16 protein-coding genes and 1 pseudogene are annotated in these 15,350 nt (G+C 36.9%); 7 read left to right on the top strand and 10 right to left on the bottom strand.

Going from position 1 to position 15,350, the window contains the following annotated elements:
* Positions 1-1,077 precede the first annotated feature (1,077 nt).
* A complete protein-coding gene (locus AN486_RS10685; RefSeq protein ID WP_168636563.1) occupies positions 1,078-1,698 on the bottom strand; it encodes a tetratricopeptide repeat protein in 621 nt (206 codons plus the stop codon).
* A 23-nt stretch (positions 1,699-1,721) separates the two neighbouring features.
* Complete coding sequence (recR, locus tag AN486_RS10690) at positions 1,722-2,321, bottom strand: recombination mediator RecR (RefSeq protein ID WP_081424264.1); 600 nt, start codon at positions 2,319-2,321, stop codon at positions 1,722-1,724.
* Between the two features lie 59 nt (positions 2,322-2,380).
* Here recR and AN486_RS10695 point away from each other — a divergent pair.
* Positions 2,381-2,841, top strand: a pseudogene (locus AN486_RS10695) (DUF4351 domain-containing protein); the annotation flags it as partial.
* Here AN486_RS10695 and AN486_RS10700 read toward each other — a convergent pair.
* From AN486_RS10700 to AN486_RS10725, 6 genes are all read right to left on the bottom strand, one after another.
* Entirely contained in the window at positions 2,838-3,437 is a 600-nt protein-coding gene (locus AN486_RS10700) for a tRNA isopentenyl-2-thiomethyl-A-37 hydroxylase MiaE (RefSeq protein WP_039201206.1), read from the bottom strand. The pseudogene AN486_RS10695 and the gene AN486_RS10700 overlap by 4 nt on opposite strands.
* A gap of 87 nt (positions 3,438-3,524) precedes the next feature.
* Positions 3,525-4,286 carry a sterol desaturase family protein gene (locus AN486_RS10705; RefSeq protein ID WP_290600559.1) on the bottom strand — a complete coding sequence of 254 codons (762 nt, stop codon included), beginning with the start codon at positions 4,284-4,286 and terminating at the stop codon, positions 3,525-3,527.
* A gap of 148 nt (positions 4,287-4,434) precedes the next feature.
* On the bottom strand, positions 4,435-5,982 hold the full coding sequence (locus AN486_RS10710) for a mercuric reductase (RefSeq protein WP_190384017.1): 1,548 nt from the start codon (positions 5,980-5,982) through the stop codon (positions 4,435-4,437).
* 273 nt (positions 5,983-6,255) lie between these two features.
* Entirely contained in the window at positions 6,256-6,936 is a 681-nt protein-coding gene (locus AN486_RS10715; protein WP_290600562.1) for a TVP38/TMEM64 family protein, read from the bottom strand.
* A 9-nt stretch (positions 6,937-6,945) separates the two neighbouring features.
* Positions 6,946-7,632 (bottom strand): TIGR04283 family arsenosugar biosynthesis glycosyltransferase, encoded by a 687-nt coding sequence (locus AN486_RS10720; protein WP_053540037.1) that lies wholly within the window; start codon positions 7,630-7,632, stop codon positions 6,946-6,948.
* A 273-nt stretch (positions 7,633-7,905) separates the two neighbouring features.
* Positions 7,906-8,130, bottom strand: a complete 225-nt coding sequence (locus AN486_RS10725) for a DUF6737 family protein (protein ID WP_053540036.1) — start codon at positions 8,128-8,130, stop codon at positions 7,906-7,908.
* 289 nt (positions 8,131-8,419) lie between these two features.
* Here AN486_RS10725 and AN486_RS10730 point away from each other — a divergent pair, with 289 nt between their 5' ends.
* Positions 8,420-9,781, top strand: a complete 1,362-nt coding sequence (locus tag AN486_RS10730; RefSeq protein WP_039200825.1) for an NAD(P)/FAD-dependent oxidoreductase — start codon at positions 8,420-8,422, stop codon at positions 9,779-9,781.
* Between the two features lie 122 nt (positions 9,782-9,903).
* On the opposite strand, the gene AN486_RS10735 is transcribed toward AN486_RS10730, so the two are convergent.
* Positions 9,904-10,308 carry a type II toxin-antitoxin system VapC family toxin gene (locus tag AN486_RS10735; RefSeq protein WP_290600565.1) on the bottom strand — a complete coding sequence of 135 codons (405 nt, stop codon included), beginning with the start codon at positions 10,306-10,308 and terminating at the stop codon, positions 9,904-9,906.
* 5 nt (positions 10,309-10,313) lie between these two features.
* Entirely contained in the window at positions 10,314-10,610 is a 297-nt protein-coding gene (locus AN486_RS10740) for a hypothetical protein (protein WP_168636556.1), read from the bottom strand.
* Between the two features lie 248 nt (positions 10,611-10,858).
* On the opposite strand from AN486_RS10740, the gene AN486_RS10745 reads away from it, so the two are divergent.
* From AN486_RS10745 to AN486_RS10765, 5 genes are all read left to right on the top strand, one after another.
* The gene (locus AN486_RS10745; RefSeq protein ID WP_234413220.1) at positions 10,859-11,278 is read left to right on the top strand and encodes a hypothetical protein; all 420 of its coding nucleotides are present in this window, start codon (positions 10,859-10,861) and stop codon (positions 11,276-11,278) included.
* Positions 11,279-11,598: 320 nt separating this feature from the next.
* Positions 11,599-12,948 (top strand): tetratricopeptide repeat protein, encoded by a 1,350-nt coding sequence (locus AN486_RS10750; RefSeq protein WP_290600567.1) that lies wholly within the window; start codon positions 11,599-11,601, stop codon positions 12,946-12,948.
* A 72-nt stretch (positions 12,949-13,020) separates the two neighbouring features.
* Entirely contained in the window at positions 13,021-13,380 is a 360-nt protein-coding gene (locus tag AN486_RS10755; protein WP_053540032.1) for a DUF433 domain-containing protein, read from the top strand.
* A 4-nt stretch (positions 13,381-13,384) separates the two neighbouring features.
* Entirely contained in the window at positions 13,385-13,747 is a 363-nt protein-coding gene (locus AN486_RS10760; protein ID WP_053540031.1) for a DUF5615 family PIN-like protein, read from the top strand.
* A gap of 116 nt (positions 13,748-13,863) precedes the next feature.
* Positions 13,864-14,673, top strand: a complete 810-nt coding sequence (locus AN486_RS10765; RefSeq protein WP_053540030.1) for an Rpn family recombination-promoting nuclease/putative transposase — start codon at positions 13,864-13,866, stop codon at positions 14,671-14,673.
* Positions 14,674-15,350 lie beyond the last annotated feature (677 nt).

The following is a 15,350-nucleotide window of genomic DNA, read 5'->3' on the forward strand; positions in this document are numbered from 1 at the left end:
GGGTTTGCTGAAAAAGTTGTCTGTGAGGGCAGGGAACTGGATTTTTATTGTTTCCCTTCTTTATAAGGGGAAAGGGGGGTAAAAAAGCGATGAAAATGACGAAATACCACTTTTAAAACATCCTCTTAGGAACTGACAAGTAAATGCTTGGGCGATCGCTAGTATACTAAACACGGTTGAGAGATGGACTTTTGTAAAATCACGAACAACCCTGATTTGTAGGGGTTTAGCACTGCTAAACCCCTACCTACAGAATCAAATAATTAAGCCGTGTTGAGTATAGTTTTCCCAGTAAAGGTAAAACGTTCAAAGTAAAAGATATTTGTCTATATTTTTTACAACTATAGCAATCCTATTTGATTTGTGAACATTACCAGAGTCAGATCCCCGACTTCTTAGAGAAGTCGGGGATCTTGTTTTTCATAACTAATTTAGGATTACTATATAACTCGGACTTATTTCTGGCTCTTGCGTCTCTTTTATGGTGATTGAGGATTGATGATAACAAAACCCTTACGGGACAAGGGTTATAAACAATTATTTCCATATTTTCAATGAAATGCCTACACAATAGGGCTTTCAATGATTTTGAACCAGGGTTTCCATAAAAATAACCGAAGAACCTTATTTCTTTAATGATATTTTTATCTTACAGCAGTTGCAGGTTGAATGCAACACAATTAAGGGCGCAGACCCTGCGCCCCTACAGGATTGGCGATGAAAGTTTGTACCTCATAACAGCAGGAAGGGCTGTATTTTTTTTGTAAAACCCTTAATCCCCCTGATGCTTTGGGGGGAAACCGGAAAAATTAGTTCCCTCCCCTTGCAAAGAGGAGGGTTAGGGTGGGGTAATTTGAGGAATAATGGTGATTCGATAACTTGTGTGTACACCGTAGCCTTATAAAGGGGAGGGAACTGGATTTTTATTGTTTCCCCCGTTTACAAGGGGAAAAGGGGGTAATAATGTGATGAAAATTACGGGATACCACTTTTCAAACATCCTCTAAAAGCCGACTCACGATTTATTTCTGGGAAGCGATTCGTGAAATTTTATTTCTGGAGATGTATATATTTATATTAATCCCATTCCCGTAATTGCTTATGCACTACTGCTAAATACCACATATAATCATCAAGCTTATACTCATCCGCAGCTTTAACTATATATTCCTGCGCTAACTCTAAATTATTCTCAGCTTCATAATATAAACCCAAATAGAGATGACTGTAAAACTTACCTTTTAATCCTGCCAATTTTCCTACGTTCAAAACATCATCTGTTGTACAATTACCTGCAAATAAATCATAAACAGACTTCATGATTTTTCGCGGATCATTTTTCACAGGTAATAAAGAATTACGAGCTTCTGTAACACCGGATAATCTAGCTATACAAAGATATCTCCAGACAGTTTCTTCCACATCTTGAGCATTAACAGTTAAATCTATTTCAAACTGTTTTGCACCTTCAGCAAATCGTTCTGCATAATAATAAGATAATCCTCGTTGCCACAGATAAGGAGTAATTTGAATATCTAACTTTTCTGCATGATCAAAATCTTGAATTGATTCGGCAATTTTTCCTAATTTAAAATAAACCATACCTCGACGAACATAAGCATTAGCATTATTTGGCTGAGTGTTAATGGTATTATTCCACTCTTGCAGTTGATTTTCTAGGGAGTTGGTAAAAAACATTTTGGTAATCAAATTTGCTACTTTTAATCTAGCTCTCTCCGTCCTTCTAATGCTCTAGCTAAGGTAAGTTCATCAGCATATTCTAAATCACCACCTACAGGTAAACCAAAAGCAATGCGGGTGACTTTTGTAAATGGTTTTAGTAATTGACCTATGTATAATGTTGTGGTTTCTCCTTCGATGCTAGGACTAATAGCTAAAATCACCTCTTGGGGTTTTTGTTCGCTTACCCGTCTGACTAAAGGCTGAATATTTAACTGTTCTGGTCCAATACCATCCATAGGGGAAATTACGCCACCTAAAACATGATATTTACCTTTAAATTCACGGGTTTTTTCCAATGCAATCACATCACGAGAATCTGCAACTACGCAAATAATTGTATTATCTCGCTGAGGATGACGACAAATTTCACAGATTGGATCTGATGAAAGGTGAAAACAAACTTTACACAAACCGATCTGTTTTTTTGCGTCAATAAGTGCTTGAGCTAAAGCCTCTACCTCTGCTTCTGGTCTTTTTAAGATGTGCAAAGCTAATCGTTGGGCGCTTTTTGGACCAACTCCGGGTAGCCGTTGCAATTGTTCGATTAATCTGGCTAGGGGACGTGCGTAAACCGTAATTCTACCTCCGGGGTTTTTTCTATTTTACAGTTAAATTATGTTTCGCGCAAAGGCGCAAAGACGCAAAGTTTGAGGAATTTTAACCAGAACCCATGAGGAGATTGTCACACCATCAAGTCAAGCTATGATGGAGATGATCACGACAATCATGGTCTACAAGTTTGAAAATCTGAGTCGTCGGGAGGTAGAATCAATGTTAGGAATTACACTCAAAGAAACTAGAGTTTATCAAGAAATTAAAGAAGAAGGCAGAGAGGAAGGACTGGAACAAGGCAGAGAAGAAGGACTAGAGGAAGGACTAGAACAAGGCATAGAACAAGGCATAGAACAAGCTACAATTAATTTGGTGATTCGACAATTAACAAAGCGGTTTGGTAAAATATCTCAGAGAAAGATAAAATCTATTTCTGGTTTACCATTGTCTGTGTTAGAAGAATTGAGTGAAGCTCTTTTAGATTTTCAGAGTTTGAATGATTTGCAAACTTGGTTGTTAATCCATACTCCGGCAAAAACTGACTAACTATGTATTCTGGGTTCTGGGTGTAAGGTTGATAATAATTGACTTTCCACCTCTGCTAATTCGTCTAATCTGTCCATGACGATTTTTCGATCATAATAGGTGTCAGCTAAAACCCAATACATCCCAAAATGTCTGGCTTCTGATGCCATTAAACTGCGGTAAAATTGAGCTAGTTCTGGTTCTGGACAGTTAGCAGCTAGGAGTCCTAAGCGTTCATGACTGCGGGCTTCTATTAAGCCGGTGACGAGTAAGGAGTCTAAAAATCTCTGGGGTTCTTGTCCCCGAACTTGGGATTTTAACCCCGCACCGTAGGGGGGTGCGGATAGGGCTGCTAGTTTGATCTGACGGCGTTCTAGCCATTGATTAACAAGTTCAAAGTGTTCGAGTTCTTCACGAGCGATCGCTGTTAACTCCCTCACCATTTTAGCATTAGAGGGATAGCGGAACATCATATTTAATGCTACTCCTGCGGCTTTGCGTTCACAGTGGGAGTGATCTAGTAAAATAATATCAAGGTTAGCGATCGCTTGCTCTACCCAAGCATCACTGGTAGGTTGTTTGAGGGCGTTGATTGTGGGTAAAGGTGAACTCAGCACAGCGAAAAACTCCAAATTTAATAATTAATTTTAATCTAGGAAAAAAGAGATGTTTGCCGAATTATTCCTATAATACAGTAAATTTGATTATTTATTCACAGGCACAAACGGTAATTTTAATAAACTGATAGCATTAAAATTTCTAGTTTCTTCGGGTACACCAAATTGGATGGTTTCTGGTTGGGGTGGATAATAACGAGATTGAAATATTATATCCCAGATAGTTAATAAACTTGTATAATTACTATTTAAATATTTTGTTAGTTGACAATGATGAGCGCGATGATAATTAGGTGTAACAATAAAATAACTCAGGAATTTATCTATTTTGAAAGGTAAAGCAAAATTACTATGATGAAAAACTAAGGATATAGCAAATAAAGATTCATATAATATCCACGCATTTGGGGTAACTCCCAATAGATAAATTAATCCAATTTTGGGAATATTGGAGACAATTACTTCTACCGGATGAAAGCGGTAAGCTGTGGATATATTCATCCATCTATCTGTATGGTGAACTTTGTGAAACCGCCAAGCAAAACCCCAAGTGTGGATTAATCTATGCCACGTATACATATATAAATCTAGCAACAAAAAAGAGAGAATAAAGTGCAACCAGGGTAAATTTAGATCATAAAAAAATCCCTGTGATAAAGTTGGTTTCCAGAGAGATTTTAAGATTAAAATAACTGTGAGGTTAACCAATAAAGAATTTACTAAACCTAAAATTAGATTGTGAATAACTCTTTTAAGTAAAGTTTGATGATATTGAAAAAAGGGAATTAATGTTTCTAAGATTCCAAATATCACAATACTGCTGAAAACAGCCAGAGATTTATATTCCATTTTGTTTGATGTCCTGATAATTCTGCCGTAGGTGGGTCAATTTTTTCTCTCTATTCATGAATTTTACCATGAATATTTTCTTGAGTCTCAAGAACAAAGAACAAGATCCCCAACTTCTTTAAGAAGTCGGGGATCTGAAACTCTTAATTTAAGAAAATTTCCTTAAAAATCCCAATAATTGCTTAGTTTTTGGTGTGAGTAAAGTCTTGCGATAAGCGTCTGCGGCTTTTTTAATGGCTTCTGCTTGGGTGGGGTAAGGATGAATTACACTGCTAAGTTTACTTAAACCAATTTGATGAACAATAGCTGTGGTAATTTCGGAAATCATCTCCCCTGCATGATTAGCAACTATGGTTGCACCCAGAATTTGATCTGAGCCTTTTTTGTGATGAATCTTTAAAAAACCAGATTCTTCATGATCGGCGATCGCTCGATCTATGCGACTATAAGGTATCTTAATAGTTTCTATCTCTATACCCAATTCTTTCGCCTCCTGTGCATACATCCCCACATGGGCAATTTCCGGGCTGGTATATGTCACCCAAGGCATCACTAAACTACTGAGTTTAGATCGTCCCCAACCAAAAGGCGAAAACAGGGTATTTTTAATCACAATTCGGGCTGCCGCATCTGCCGCATGAGTAAATTTCCAATTCATGCAGATATCACCAGCGGCGTAAATTTTCGGATTTGTGGTTTGCAAATAATCATTTACTTTCACACCGAAGGTTTGATCGTATTCTACACCAACTACCTCTAAATTCAAATTTTCCACATTTGGCGCACGTCCCGCACCAACTAATATTTCATCAACTGTCACTGAATCTCTTTCACTATTCACAGAAAAATATAGGCGTTTTCCTTCCGTAACTGTGACAACTTCTTCTAATTGACAATTTAATACTAAACGAATCCCTTCATCAATCAAAACTTTTTGCAAAATTTCCGCTGCTTCTGGATCTTCCTGATTTAAAATATGTGAACCGCGATGAAATAATGTCACCTCACAACCCAAACGCTGAAATGTTTGTGCTAATTCACAACCGACAGGACCACCACCAATTATTGCTAATTTTTCCGGTTTCTGAGTCAGAGAAAAAACAGTTTCATTAGTTAAATAACCTGCCGCTTCAATTCCTCGAATTTTCGGTTTCACAGCCCTAGCACCCGTGGCAATGACAGCTTTTTTAAATTTTAAGGTTTGCTGATCAACTTCTATAGTATTCTGACTTTTAAATTTACCATTACCTAAAAAAACATCAATTCCTAAACTTTTAAATCTTTCCACAGAGTCATGATGACTAATACTCGCCCGAATACGTCTCATTCTCTCCATAACTGTGGCAAAGTCTACATCAAATTTCTGGGAAATATTAATCCCTAAATCTTTGGCTTTTTTGATTTCTTCAACTACACGAGAAGAACGAATTAAACATTTAGAGGGGATACAACCAAAATTTAAACAATCTCCTCCCATGAGATTTTTTTCAATTAATGCTATTTTCAAACCCAAATCTAAACCCGCAGCCCCCGCAGCGACAACTAAACCCGCAGTTCCCCCACCAATAACTACCAAATCATAATAATCAGCCGGTTGGGGATTTAGCCAGTTATCGGGATGAACATTTTTGATTAGTTTTTGATTAAACTCATCCATTGGACGCATTGTGACTCTTGGAGATTCTGAATTTGACATTTTTTTACCTCTGAAGAATCAAGTAAGTAGGTTAGCATTGAAAATCGTCGTTATGGCAAGGCAAGAGGCAAGAGGCAAAAGGCAAGAGTGAAGAGGGTTTGGGCGATTTTACTTTTCTTTACACAGATTGGTTTTATTGTGTTCACCTACTTATCAAGTATGTTTGTGATTAGACAATCTGTTATTTATAGATACATTATAATTAAAATTTTGTCGGTTTGATATTTAACAGATTTTCTCAAGTTTCTGTAAATAAGCAACTAAACTTCGGAATCAAATTTCTTCGTCTAAAGCTTTCTTAGCTATTTTAGTAACATAGATTGTCACAGCAATTGTCGCTATTAACCCAATGATTTTAATTACCCAGGACAAGATGAGATTCACAGGTTGATTATGAGTGCTAATTAAGGCTAAATCTCCTGCTAAATAACCAAAATACACATACATAATTGTTCCAGGAATCATCCCCACTGAACCAATTAAATAGTCTTGAAAAGAAACACTAGTAATTCCGAAAGCATAGTTTAATAAGTTGAAGGGAAAAAGGGGAGAAAGTCGAACTAATAGGACTATTTTTAATCCTTCTTTACTAACGGCTTTATCAATGATGGCAAATTTTTTATAACTAGATATTTTCTCTTTTACCCAACTTTTAGCTAAATAACGTCCTACTAAAAATGCGGCTACTGCACCTAATGTAGCCCCAATAAACACATATAAAGAACCCCAAATTACCCCAAAAAGGACTCCAGCACCTAAAGTGAGAATTGCGGCTGGTAAAAAAGCCAAAGTAGCAATAATGTAGATACCAATAAATACTATTCCCCCCAAAGCACCAAGACTATTAATCCATTGTAAAGTATTTGGTAAAAATGACAGGAAACTGAGAGAAGATACACTAATAGATTCCTGTACTAAAGCTAAATCTATTTCTGGTAAAAATGTCATAACCATAAGAATTATTTACAATTTTGAAGAAGAGTACCAATTACGAATTCGATGGGGGGATATCCCTAGTAAATAAGCGATGACAATAATTTGATTCCAAAGAGTAGTTTGGATAATTCCTTTTTTTAACCATCTGCGAGGTGAGGTAATTACAGGTGTTGGTAATAGATAAATTTTCCCCAGAGTCTTTAATTTTCTCATGAGTTCAAAGTCTTCCATAATTGGCATTTGGGGGAAATTACCAACTTGCTGAAATACATCTTTGGTGAGAAAAATACCTTGATCACCATAGGGCATTTGCCAAAGATGCGATCGCCATTTTACCCCAAATTCGACTAAACGCAACCCCCAATCAGGGGCATTTATCCGTAAAGCGAACGCACCAGCGACAATTCCCGGTTGTGCTAAGGTTGTGCAAATCATCTGCTCGAAATTAGTCGGTAAACGAGTATCAGCATGGAGAAACAGCAAAATCTCCCCACTAGCAGCCATAGCACCTGCATTCATTTGATTAGCACGTCCGGGAGGAGAAATAATCACCTGAACATTTAAGGATTTGGCTATTAATAATGTTTGATCTTGTGAACCACCATCAACCACAATTATTTCTACATTATTACTGGATTGACTGCTAGTAATTGCTTCCTTAATATTACTCGCTTCATTGAGTGTGGGAATAATAATAGAAATTTGAGCATTCATATCATTAGGGCTAGGAGGTAGGGGCGCAGGACCTGCGCCCAGTCAGGAGTCAGGAAGAAGAATTGGAGGATTGATTTATTAAATTAGTTATTCTGTCATTTTGTTTAAGAGGTTGTTTGAAAAATCTAAATTATTACTTATCCTGGCGACTAGAAGTCGCGGCTACACAGACAAAACCCTTGATTTTAATTAGTCCACGGAGGTGGAATTCGTTTGTGTAGTAGCGTATCCCTGACGGGAGCCGGATGCTCTATTATATTCGCCCCAAACTTTTCAAACATCCTCTAAGACTCCACTACGAATCATCATTTGTGGCCAAATTAACAGAAAAAATCCCATCCAAATTAATAATGGAATAGCTACTAAAATTGTCACCCAAAGAATTTTAAATATTAACCAACTACCGCCAATTAATGTGACAGCAGTGAGGATAATTGACCAAGGCTGACACCACCAAGGTTTATATTTCCAAGGACTAATTGTTTGTTGTTCAGACATTTTTAGATGAAAAAACTAGAATTTGCTAAGAGAGAAATCATGGGCAATAGGTGACTTTTTTAATAAAGTGACTACTAACCATTGACACTTGCCGATTTTGATATTTCATTATGTACATGAATATTATATCAGCATTTATCCTCATATTTTTTCATAATCATTTATTCGTAACTTTGACTACTTTTAGTATTTTTTCAAGAGTTCTAAATAGACGGCAAAATATATTATAATATTGTTACATATTTGTTAAGAAAGGTTACATGACTCTTAACAAAAGGAAATATTGTTTATGGTTGTTCCCAATGAGAAGAATGCACCACATGAGATTGTTATCGTTGGTGGTGGCTTTGGTGGACTGTATGCAGCCAAGGCTCTTGCGAACGCGAAGGTAAATGTTACTCTCATTGATAAACGTAATTTCCACCTATTTCAGCCGCTTTTATATCAAGTTGCCACAGGTACGCTATCACCTTCGGATATTTCCGCACCACTACGATCTGTATTCAGCAAAAGCAAAAATACAAAGGTGTTGTTAGGAGAAGTAACTGATATTAATCCTAAAGCGCAACGAGTTATTTTTGGTGATGAATCCATACCTTATGATACATTAATTCTAGCCACTGGTGCTAATCATTCCTATTTTGGTAAGGATAATTGGAAAGAAATTGCCCCTGGTTTGAAAACTGTAGAAGATGCGATAGAAATGCGTCGGCAGATATTTTCAGCATTTGAAGCCGCAGAAAAAGAAAGTGATCCGGCAAAACGTCGGGCTTTGTTAACTTTTGTGATTGTGGGGGGAGGTCCGACTGGTGTAGAATTGTCAGGTGCGATCGCAGAGTTGGCATACCAAACCCTCAAAGAAGATTTTCGTAACATTGACACCACAGAAACGAAAATTTTACTATTACAAGGGGGCGATCGCATTCTCCCACACATTGCCCCAGAATTATCGCAAGTAGCAATAGAATCTTTACAAAAATTGGGTGTGGTTATTCACACTCAAACCAGAGTCACAAATATTGAAAATGACATTGTTACTTTCAAGCAAAACGGTGAATTGACAGAAATTCCCTCAAAAACTATCTTGTGGGCAGCGGGTGTGCAAGGTTCGGCTTTGGGGAAAATCCTCGCAGAACGCACAGATGTAGAGTGCGATTTCTCTGCCAGAGTAATTGTAGAACCTGACTTAACTATCAAGGATTATAAAAACATTTTCGTAATTGGAGATCTAGCTAATTTCTCCCATCAAAATGGTAAACCCTTACCGGGTGTTGCCCCCGTAGCTAAACAACAAGGAGAGTATGTAGGTAAACTCATCAAACGACGGCTTCAAGGTCGTACTTTGCCAGAATTTAAATACAATGATGTAGGTAGTTTGGCAATGATTGGGCAAAATTTAGCCGTTGTAGATTTAGGCTTCATCAAACTCACAGGTTTCATTGCTTGGGTATTTTGGCTAGTAATTCACATCTATTTCTTAATTGAGTTTGACACTAAACTAGTAATAGTAATTCAGTGGGCATGGAATTATATTACTCGGAATCGGCGCTCTCGCTTGATTACAGGTAAAGAGGCTTTTTTAGCAACACAACCTGTTAACAATAGTGGCGATTCCCAACCCAACAAAAATAAGCAGCCAGTCAATCTCTAGTATTTGTGGTTGGCATTAAGTAGCTCAATTAAGAACACTTGACACCCAAATCCTTGACTATTTAGAGAAGTCGGGGATTTATTTTTTTGCATTGAGTTCTTCTCATCAAATACTCACAAAACTTATTCCTGCAACCAATTTTCTAAACTTAATCCCTCAACTCTCAATAAATCGCTATCATTAGAAACCAGAATAAATCCTTTAACAATAGCAGTTGCAGCAATTAAAATATCCTCTGTTTGGATTGGTAATCCTCTTAATCTAAGATTTGCATGAATTTCTGACGCTTTTTCTAAAATCGCTAAATCATCCAAGAAAATGATTTGATAATCCTTACAGAAATTATCAAATCTTTCTAATTGTTTAATTGCTTTTACTGCAAATAAACCTCTTTTAACTTCAAAGAAAGTAATGCAACTGATACTCAATAACCCTTCTTGAGATTGAAATTCTTTTAATCTTTGCTTAATTTTGGGATTATTTTTTAGTTCTAAGGAGATAATATTGGTATCTAATAAATATGCCATGTTCTTTATTTCCGTTTAATCATTTCATCAAAAATTGCTATTTGTTCGGGAGTTAATTCATTTAAAGTTCCTGCTACTGCTTCTGTCACCATGATTCCGCTACAACGGGTTTTTAAGTCCTGATCTTGCATACTATTAAACTCATCAATAGGTAAGTTTTGCTGAAATAGATTATATAACTCGTGAATCATTTTCTCTGCGTTAAGTTCTTCCTTAAATAAAGGACGTTCTTCCATCAAAATATTAACTATTTTCTCAATTCTGCTGATCATGGACTCTTGTTGAAGTTCTGTTGATAACATAATATTTCCTCCTGGGAAATGTAAATGATATTCATGGATGTCATTTATTATAGCATTTTTTAGTTTTGTGATGTCTGTTTATTACTCCAGTGTTAATTTCTTGCTAATGGCTGAATGCTTGAAAATATTAGTTTTTTACAGTGATATTGAATCTATATTTGTAATATTTTTTAGTTTTAACCCTGACTCTGTTAGAAATGCGCTATTATACCTTTGTATAAATAACAGTAGTCAAACCGCATAAATTCATGGATATTGTCACTTCTGTTGCTGCGATCGTTAAGTTAATCGCCCCCTGTATGCCTTTTCTGATGACAATGGGTAATAAAGTCGCAGAAGGTGCATCTCAAAAAGTAGGTGAGGATGTGTGGAATAGGGCGAAAACGATTTGGGCTAAGTTGCAGCCGAAGATAGAAGCCAAGGAAGCAGCAAAGGAAGCAGCGGAGGATGTAGCTAAAAATCCCGATGATGAACTTTCAAAAGCAAGTTTGCAGAACCAACTGAAGAAGATTTTGGAAGCGGATACAGCGCTCGCTGAAGAAATAGCCAAGATTTTACAAGCAGAGATTGATAAACCTGGTGACAATATTCAAATGAGCGCTAATGCTTACGATAACAGCACGGTTAAGCAGGTGGGTAAAATTGAAGCTGATAGTGTAACTTTTTAATCAGTCACATTTCACAGGTAGGGGTTTAGCAATGCTCATTGGTGTCAACTTAACGTAAAACCCATAGCCCGCCTGGGAATGAATTCCCAGTCTAATAGCAAAAGTCATCTAAAGATGACTAAGAATTATCTAAATCCTCAGTTTACTTTAGTAAACTTTAGCTATTAGCCCGGAAATTCATTTCTGGGCGGGTGTGGAAGCCAAACAAATAAGCCATTTGTAGCTTAAGTTAACACCTGATAAATCCCTACAATTTATACAATGTCGCGCCATCTTTCGAGTTCGCAGCTACAACATCCACCATTTACCTGCTGTAAGCTATGACAAATGAATCTAACCCCAATCACCAAAATAATATTGAAATGAATGTTTTTCGTGGGGCGGTAAATAGTAAGGCTGCGGTAGCTGTATGTTTAGGAAGTTCAGAAACCGAGATTGAGAAAGAATTAAGAAATCTTGTCAAGCGTTCTTTTTTATCAGAAAAACTGATTGATGATGGCAGATGGTTTGAGTTTCAGCCTGTGGTTTTGGAATATGTGCGATATAAGGCTGGTGATCAGACAGAAGCACATCAAACAGCTATTAAATATTATCAGTCAATTGCTAAACAACAACCTTGGCAAACCAAAGATGATATTCAGGAATATTTAGAAATCTTTTATCATTTTTACCAATTGGCAGATTATGATTCAGCATTTGAGGCAATTTGGCATTGCAATGATTTTTTGAAATTGCGGGGTTATTATGCTAACCAAGTGGAATTATATGAGCAGTTGGTAAATAAATGGTCGGAAATTGATGATAGACAAAATTGGAATCATCTCGCTTCTCTCATTTCATTAGGCAATGCTTACAAGTCTATGGGGAAGTACGAAAGAGCAATCAAGTTTCTCCAGCAGTCTTTGGATATAGCTATAGAGATAGGTGATCAAACAGGCAAAGGTATTTCCTTAAAGAGCTTGGGTCTTACTTACCACGAATTGAGCCAGTACGAAAGAGCAATTGAGTTCCATCAGCAGTCTTTCAAGATATTTAGAGAGATAGGATATCGCAAAGGCGAAGGTGATTCTTTAAATAATTTGGGTCTTGCTTACTGCTTTCTGGGAGATTCCCAAAAGGCGATTGAGTTTCTCCAAGAGTCTTTGGAGATATGTAAAGAGATAAAAGATCGCCTTGGCGAAGGTTCTACCTTAATCAATTTGGGTCTTGCTTTCAATAAACTGGGACAGCACGAAAGAGCGATTGAGTTCTATCAGCCGTCCTTGAATATAAATAGGGAGATAGGCCATCGCTTAGACGAAAGTATTTCTCTATTGGGTTTAGGTAATGCTTACGGCTCCCTGGGACAGTACGAAAGGGCGATCGCTTTCTACCAGCAATCTTTGGATATCAGCAGGGAAATTGGCGATGTTCTAGGGGAAAGTTTGTCTCTCAACAATTTAGGTGATGCTTACGACTCCCTGGGACTAGATAGGGAACAAGACGCACTGGAGGCTTATCGCAATGCGCGGGAACTATATCAGACAATGGGACTTGATGCCGATGTGCAAGATTGCAATGATAAAATTGAGGGTCTTTCTCAACCTAAAAAACCTGTAGTTTCTCAGCATGGGTTTTGGGGTTGGTTGCGTCGGTTGTGGCGTTGGCTAAGTGGTTGGTTTCGGCGATAAATAAAATCTGTTAAGTTATAATTAATCTAATCTGTTAATTCCCAAATCTTTGAAAATTATAGTTTCAAATTTATGAACAGCCAAACTATTCCTCAAATTATTCCTAAGAAGGATATTACTGAGTATTTCAATTTTCTTTTTCCTGGAGATATTAGACTAAAAAACTCCAGAATAGGAATTGAGACAATACTTTATGAATACATTGATTGTGGACGTTCTCCAGAAGAGATTGCTCAAATATATCAATCACTTTCTTTAGAACAAGTCTATGCCACTATTCTTTACTATTTGCAAAACAAAGAAACTATCAGCGATTACATGAAGAACTGGATAGAACATGGTCATAGAATGAGAGAAGAACAGAGACTTAATCCCCCACCAGTATCAGAAAAACTCCGTCAACTGAGAATAGAAAGACAAGCAAAAGTATAAGGAAATGACCATTAAATATTTGATTGATGAAAATATCAATCCTTTATATCCAAAACAAATTAAACTCAAAGAACCTGATATTGTTGTTCAGGTAATAGGAGAACCAGGAATACCACCGAAAGGGACACTTGATCCTGAAATTCTCTGTTGGTGTGAGGAGAATAATTTCGTATTAGTCACAAATAACCGTACTTCTATGCCTGTACATTTAGCTGATCACATGGCTGTGAATCGTCACATACCAGGAATTTTCATTCTCAATCCTAATTTAAGTGTTGGTGAAAATATAGAAGAATTAATCTTAGTTGCTTTAGCTTCAGAAGATGGTGAATATCAAGATCGTATAGTTTATTTACCCTTACCATAGCTGTTAAAAATATTCAAGAGAAAGTTATTTCTTGGAAAATTTAGGCAATGCTTAGGACTCGCTAGTATAATACAAAAGAGCGCGTAATTAATAAACTATTAAAGTTGTAAAATCCAATGTATGACAACATCTGTAAATATCTCGCCGAAAACTTCCAAGCAGACTTAGCTACATGGTTACTAGGTTCACCAGTCGAATTAACAGAACTGAGTCCAACAGAATTATCAAACGAACCAATTCGCGCCGATTCGTTAATTTTATTACAATCAGAGAACTTAATATTACATATTGAATTTCAGACCGATGGTAATAAAAATATACCCTTTAGGATGTTAGATTATCGAGTTAGAGGTTATCGGCGTTTTCCTGACAAACAGATGCGTCAAGTAGTGATTTATTTGAGAAAAACAGATTCTGAATTAGTCCATGAGAATAGTTTCAGATTAAACAAAACTTACCATGAGTTTGAAGTAATCCGTCTATGGGAACAACCAACAGAACAATTTATGACCGCGCCCGGTTTATTACCATTTGCCGTGCTAAGTCAGACAGAAGATCCTACAATGGTATTGAGCCAGGTAGCACAAGCAGTCGAAAAAATTAAAGATCAACAACAACAAAGGGATATAGCTGCTGCCAGCAGTATTTTAGCCGGGTTGGTGTTAAATAGAAATGTAATCAAGAAAATTTTCAGGAGTGAGATTATGCGCGAATCAGTAATTTATCAAGACATCCTTGAAGAAGGTGAAGCTAAAGGTGAAGCCAGAGGCAAAGCTGAAGGTGAAGCCAAAGGTAAGGCTGAAACAACAAGAAAATTGGCTATAAATTTATTACGAATTGGTATGAATTTAGAGCAAATTGCTGAAGTCACTGAATTATCTGTTGAACAAGTTCGAGATTTACAACAAGAAATTCAATCATTGTAAAACTGAGTATTTGTAGTGATTTTTCAGTAAAGAGTGCGATTCCTACGGAGCGCTTCGCTATCGCTCTCCGTAGGCACAATGTATACATCACAACTAATGAAGATGAGCGATCGCTTTAATCCCCCATCATTATCAGAAAAACTCCGTCAACTTAGAATAGAAAGACAAGCGAAAGTATGAGGAAATGACCATTAAATATTTGATTAGAGAAATCCACAAAAAAGATGATCCTAGTGCTTACGCATTGACAAAGTTTTCTAAATATGTAATTTAGATTTTATCTCTTGTAGGGTGCGTCAGACCCAATAATTTGGTAAAAAACAGATTTCCTCTATCTGACGCACCCTACTCAATATGTAATGTGGATTTTATCTCTTATAGGGTGCGTCAGACCCAATAATTTAGTGAGGGACTTCCAAGAAATAAATTATCCTGATTAACCAACCACGGAGGCGCAGAGGACACAGAGGAATAAGGGTTTGAGAGATTTTTGCGTTAGGTGGTTTATCGGTTGTCAAGAGATTGCTTCCTTTCACTCGCAATGACAACTCATGCAGCACAGGTTTATTAGAGACTTCCAATCAAAAAAATATCCCAAAATTTCTTGTGGTGCGGGACGAATTGCCCGCTAATCATCAAGGACGGGCAAGGATGCCCATCCCACAAAATTGGATCAT

This window comes from Anabaena sp. AL93 (assembly GCF_001672085.1).
In the GTDB taxonomy this organism is placed as follows: Bacteria; Cyanobacteriota; Cyanobacteriia; order Cyanobacteriales; family Nostocaceae; genus Dolichospermum; species Dolichospermum heterosporum.

Bases quoted from the DNA above. Each gene is read 5' to 3' on its own strand.
- AN486_RS10685 (WP_168636563.1), bottom strand. From the start codon at position 1,698: ATGTTTTTTACCAACTCCCTAGAAAATCAACTGCAAGAGTGGAATAAT.
- AN486_RS10705 (WP_290600559.1), bottom strand. From the start codon at position 4,286: ATGGAATATAAATCTCTGGCTGTTTTCAGCAGTATTGTGATATTTGGA.
- AN486_RS10710 (WP_190384017.1), bottom strand. From the start codon at position 5,982: ATGTCAAATTCAGAATCTCCAAGAGTCACAATGCGTCCAATGGATGAG.
- AN486_RS10715 (WP_290600562.1), bottom strand. From the start codon at position 6,936: ATGGTTATGACATTTTTACCAGAAATAGATTTAGCTTTAGTACAGGAA.
- AN486_RS10720 (WP_053540037.1), bottom strand. From the start codon at position 7,632: ATGAATGCTCAAATTTCTATTATTATTCCCACACTCAATGAAGCGAGT.
- AN486_RS10725 (WP_053540036.1), bottom strand. From the start codon at position 8,130: ATGTCTGAACAACAAACAATTAGTCCTTGGAAATATAAACCTTGGTGG.
- AN486_RS10730 (WP_039200825.1), top strand. From the start codon at position 8,420: ATGGTTGTTCCCAATGAGAAGAATGCACCACATGAGATTGTTATCGTT.
- AN486_RS10735 (WP_290600565.1), bottom strand. From the start codon at position 10,308: ATGGCATATTTATTAGATACCAATATTATCTCCTTAGAACTAAAAAAT.
- AN486_RS10740 (WP_168636556.1), bottom strand. From the start codon at position 10,610: ATGTTATCAACAGAACTTCAACAAGAGTCCATGATCAGCAGAATTGAG.
- AN486_RS10745 (WP_234413220.1), top strand. From the start codon at position 10,859: ATGGATATTGTCACTTCTGTTGCTGCGATCGTTAAGTTAATCGCCCCC.
- AN486_RS10750 (WP_290600567.1), top strand. From the start codon at position 11,599: ATGACAAATGAATCTAACCCCAATCACCAAAATAATATTGAAATGAAT.
- AN486_RS10755 (WP_053540032.1), top strand. From the start codon at position 13,021: ATGAACAGCCAAACTATTCCTCAAATTATTCCTAAGAAGGATATTACT.
- AN486_RS10760 (WP_053540031.1), top strand. From the start codon at position 13,385: ATGACCATTAAATATTTGATTGATGAAAATATCAATCCTTTATATCCA.
- AN486_RS10765 (WP_053540030.1), top strand. From the start codon at position 13,864: ATGTATGACAACATCTGTAAATATCTCGCCGAAAACTTCCAAGCAGAC.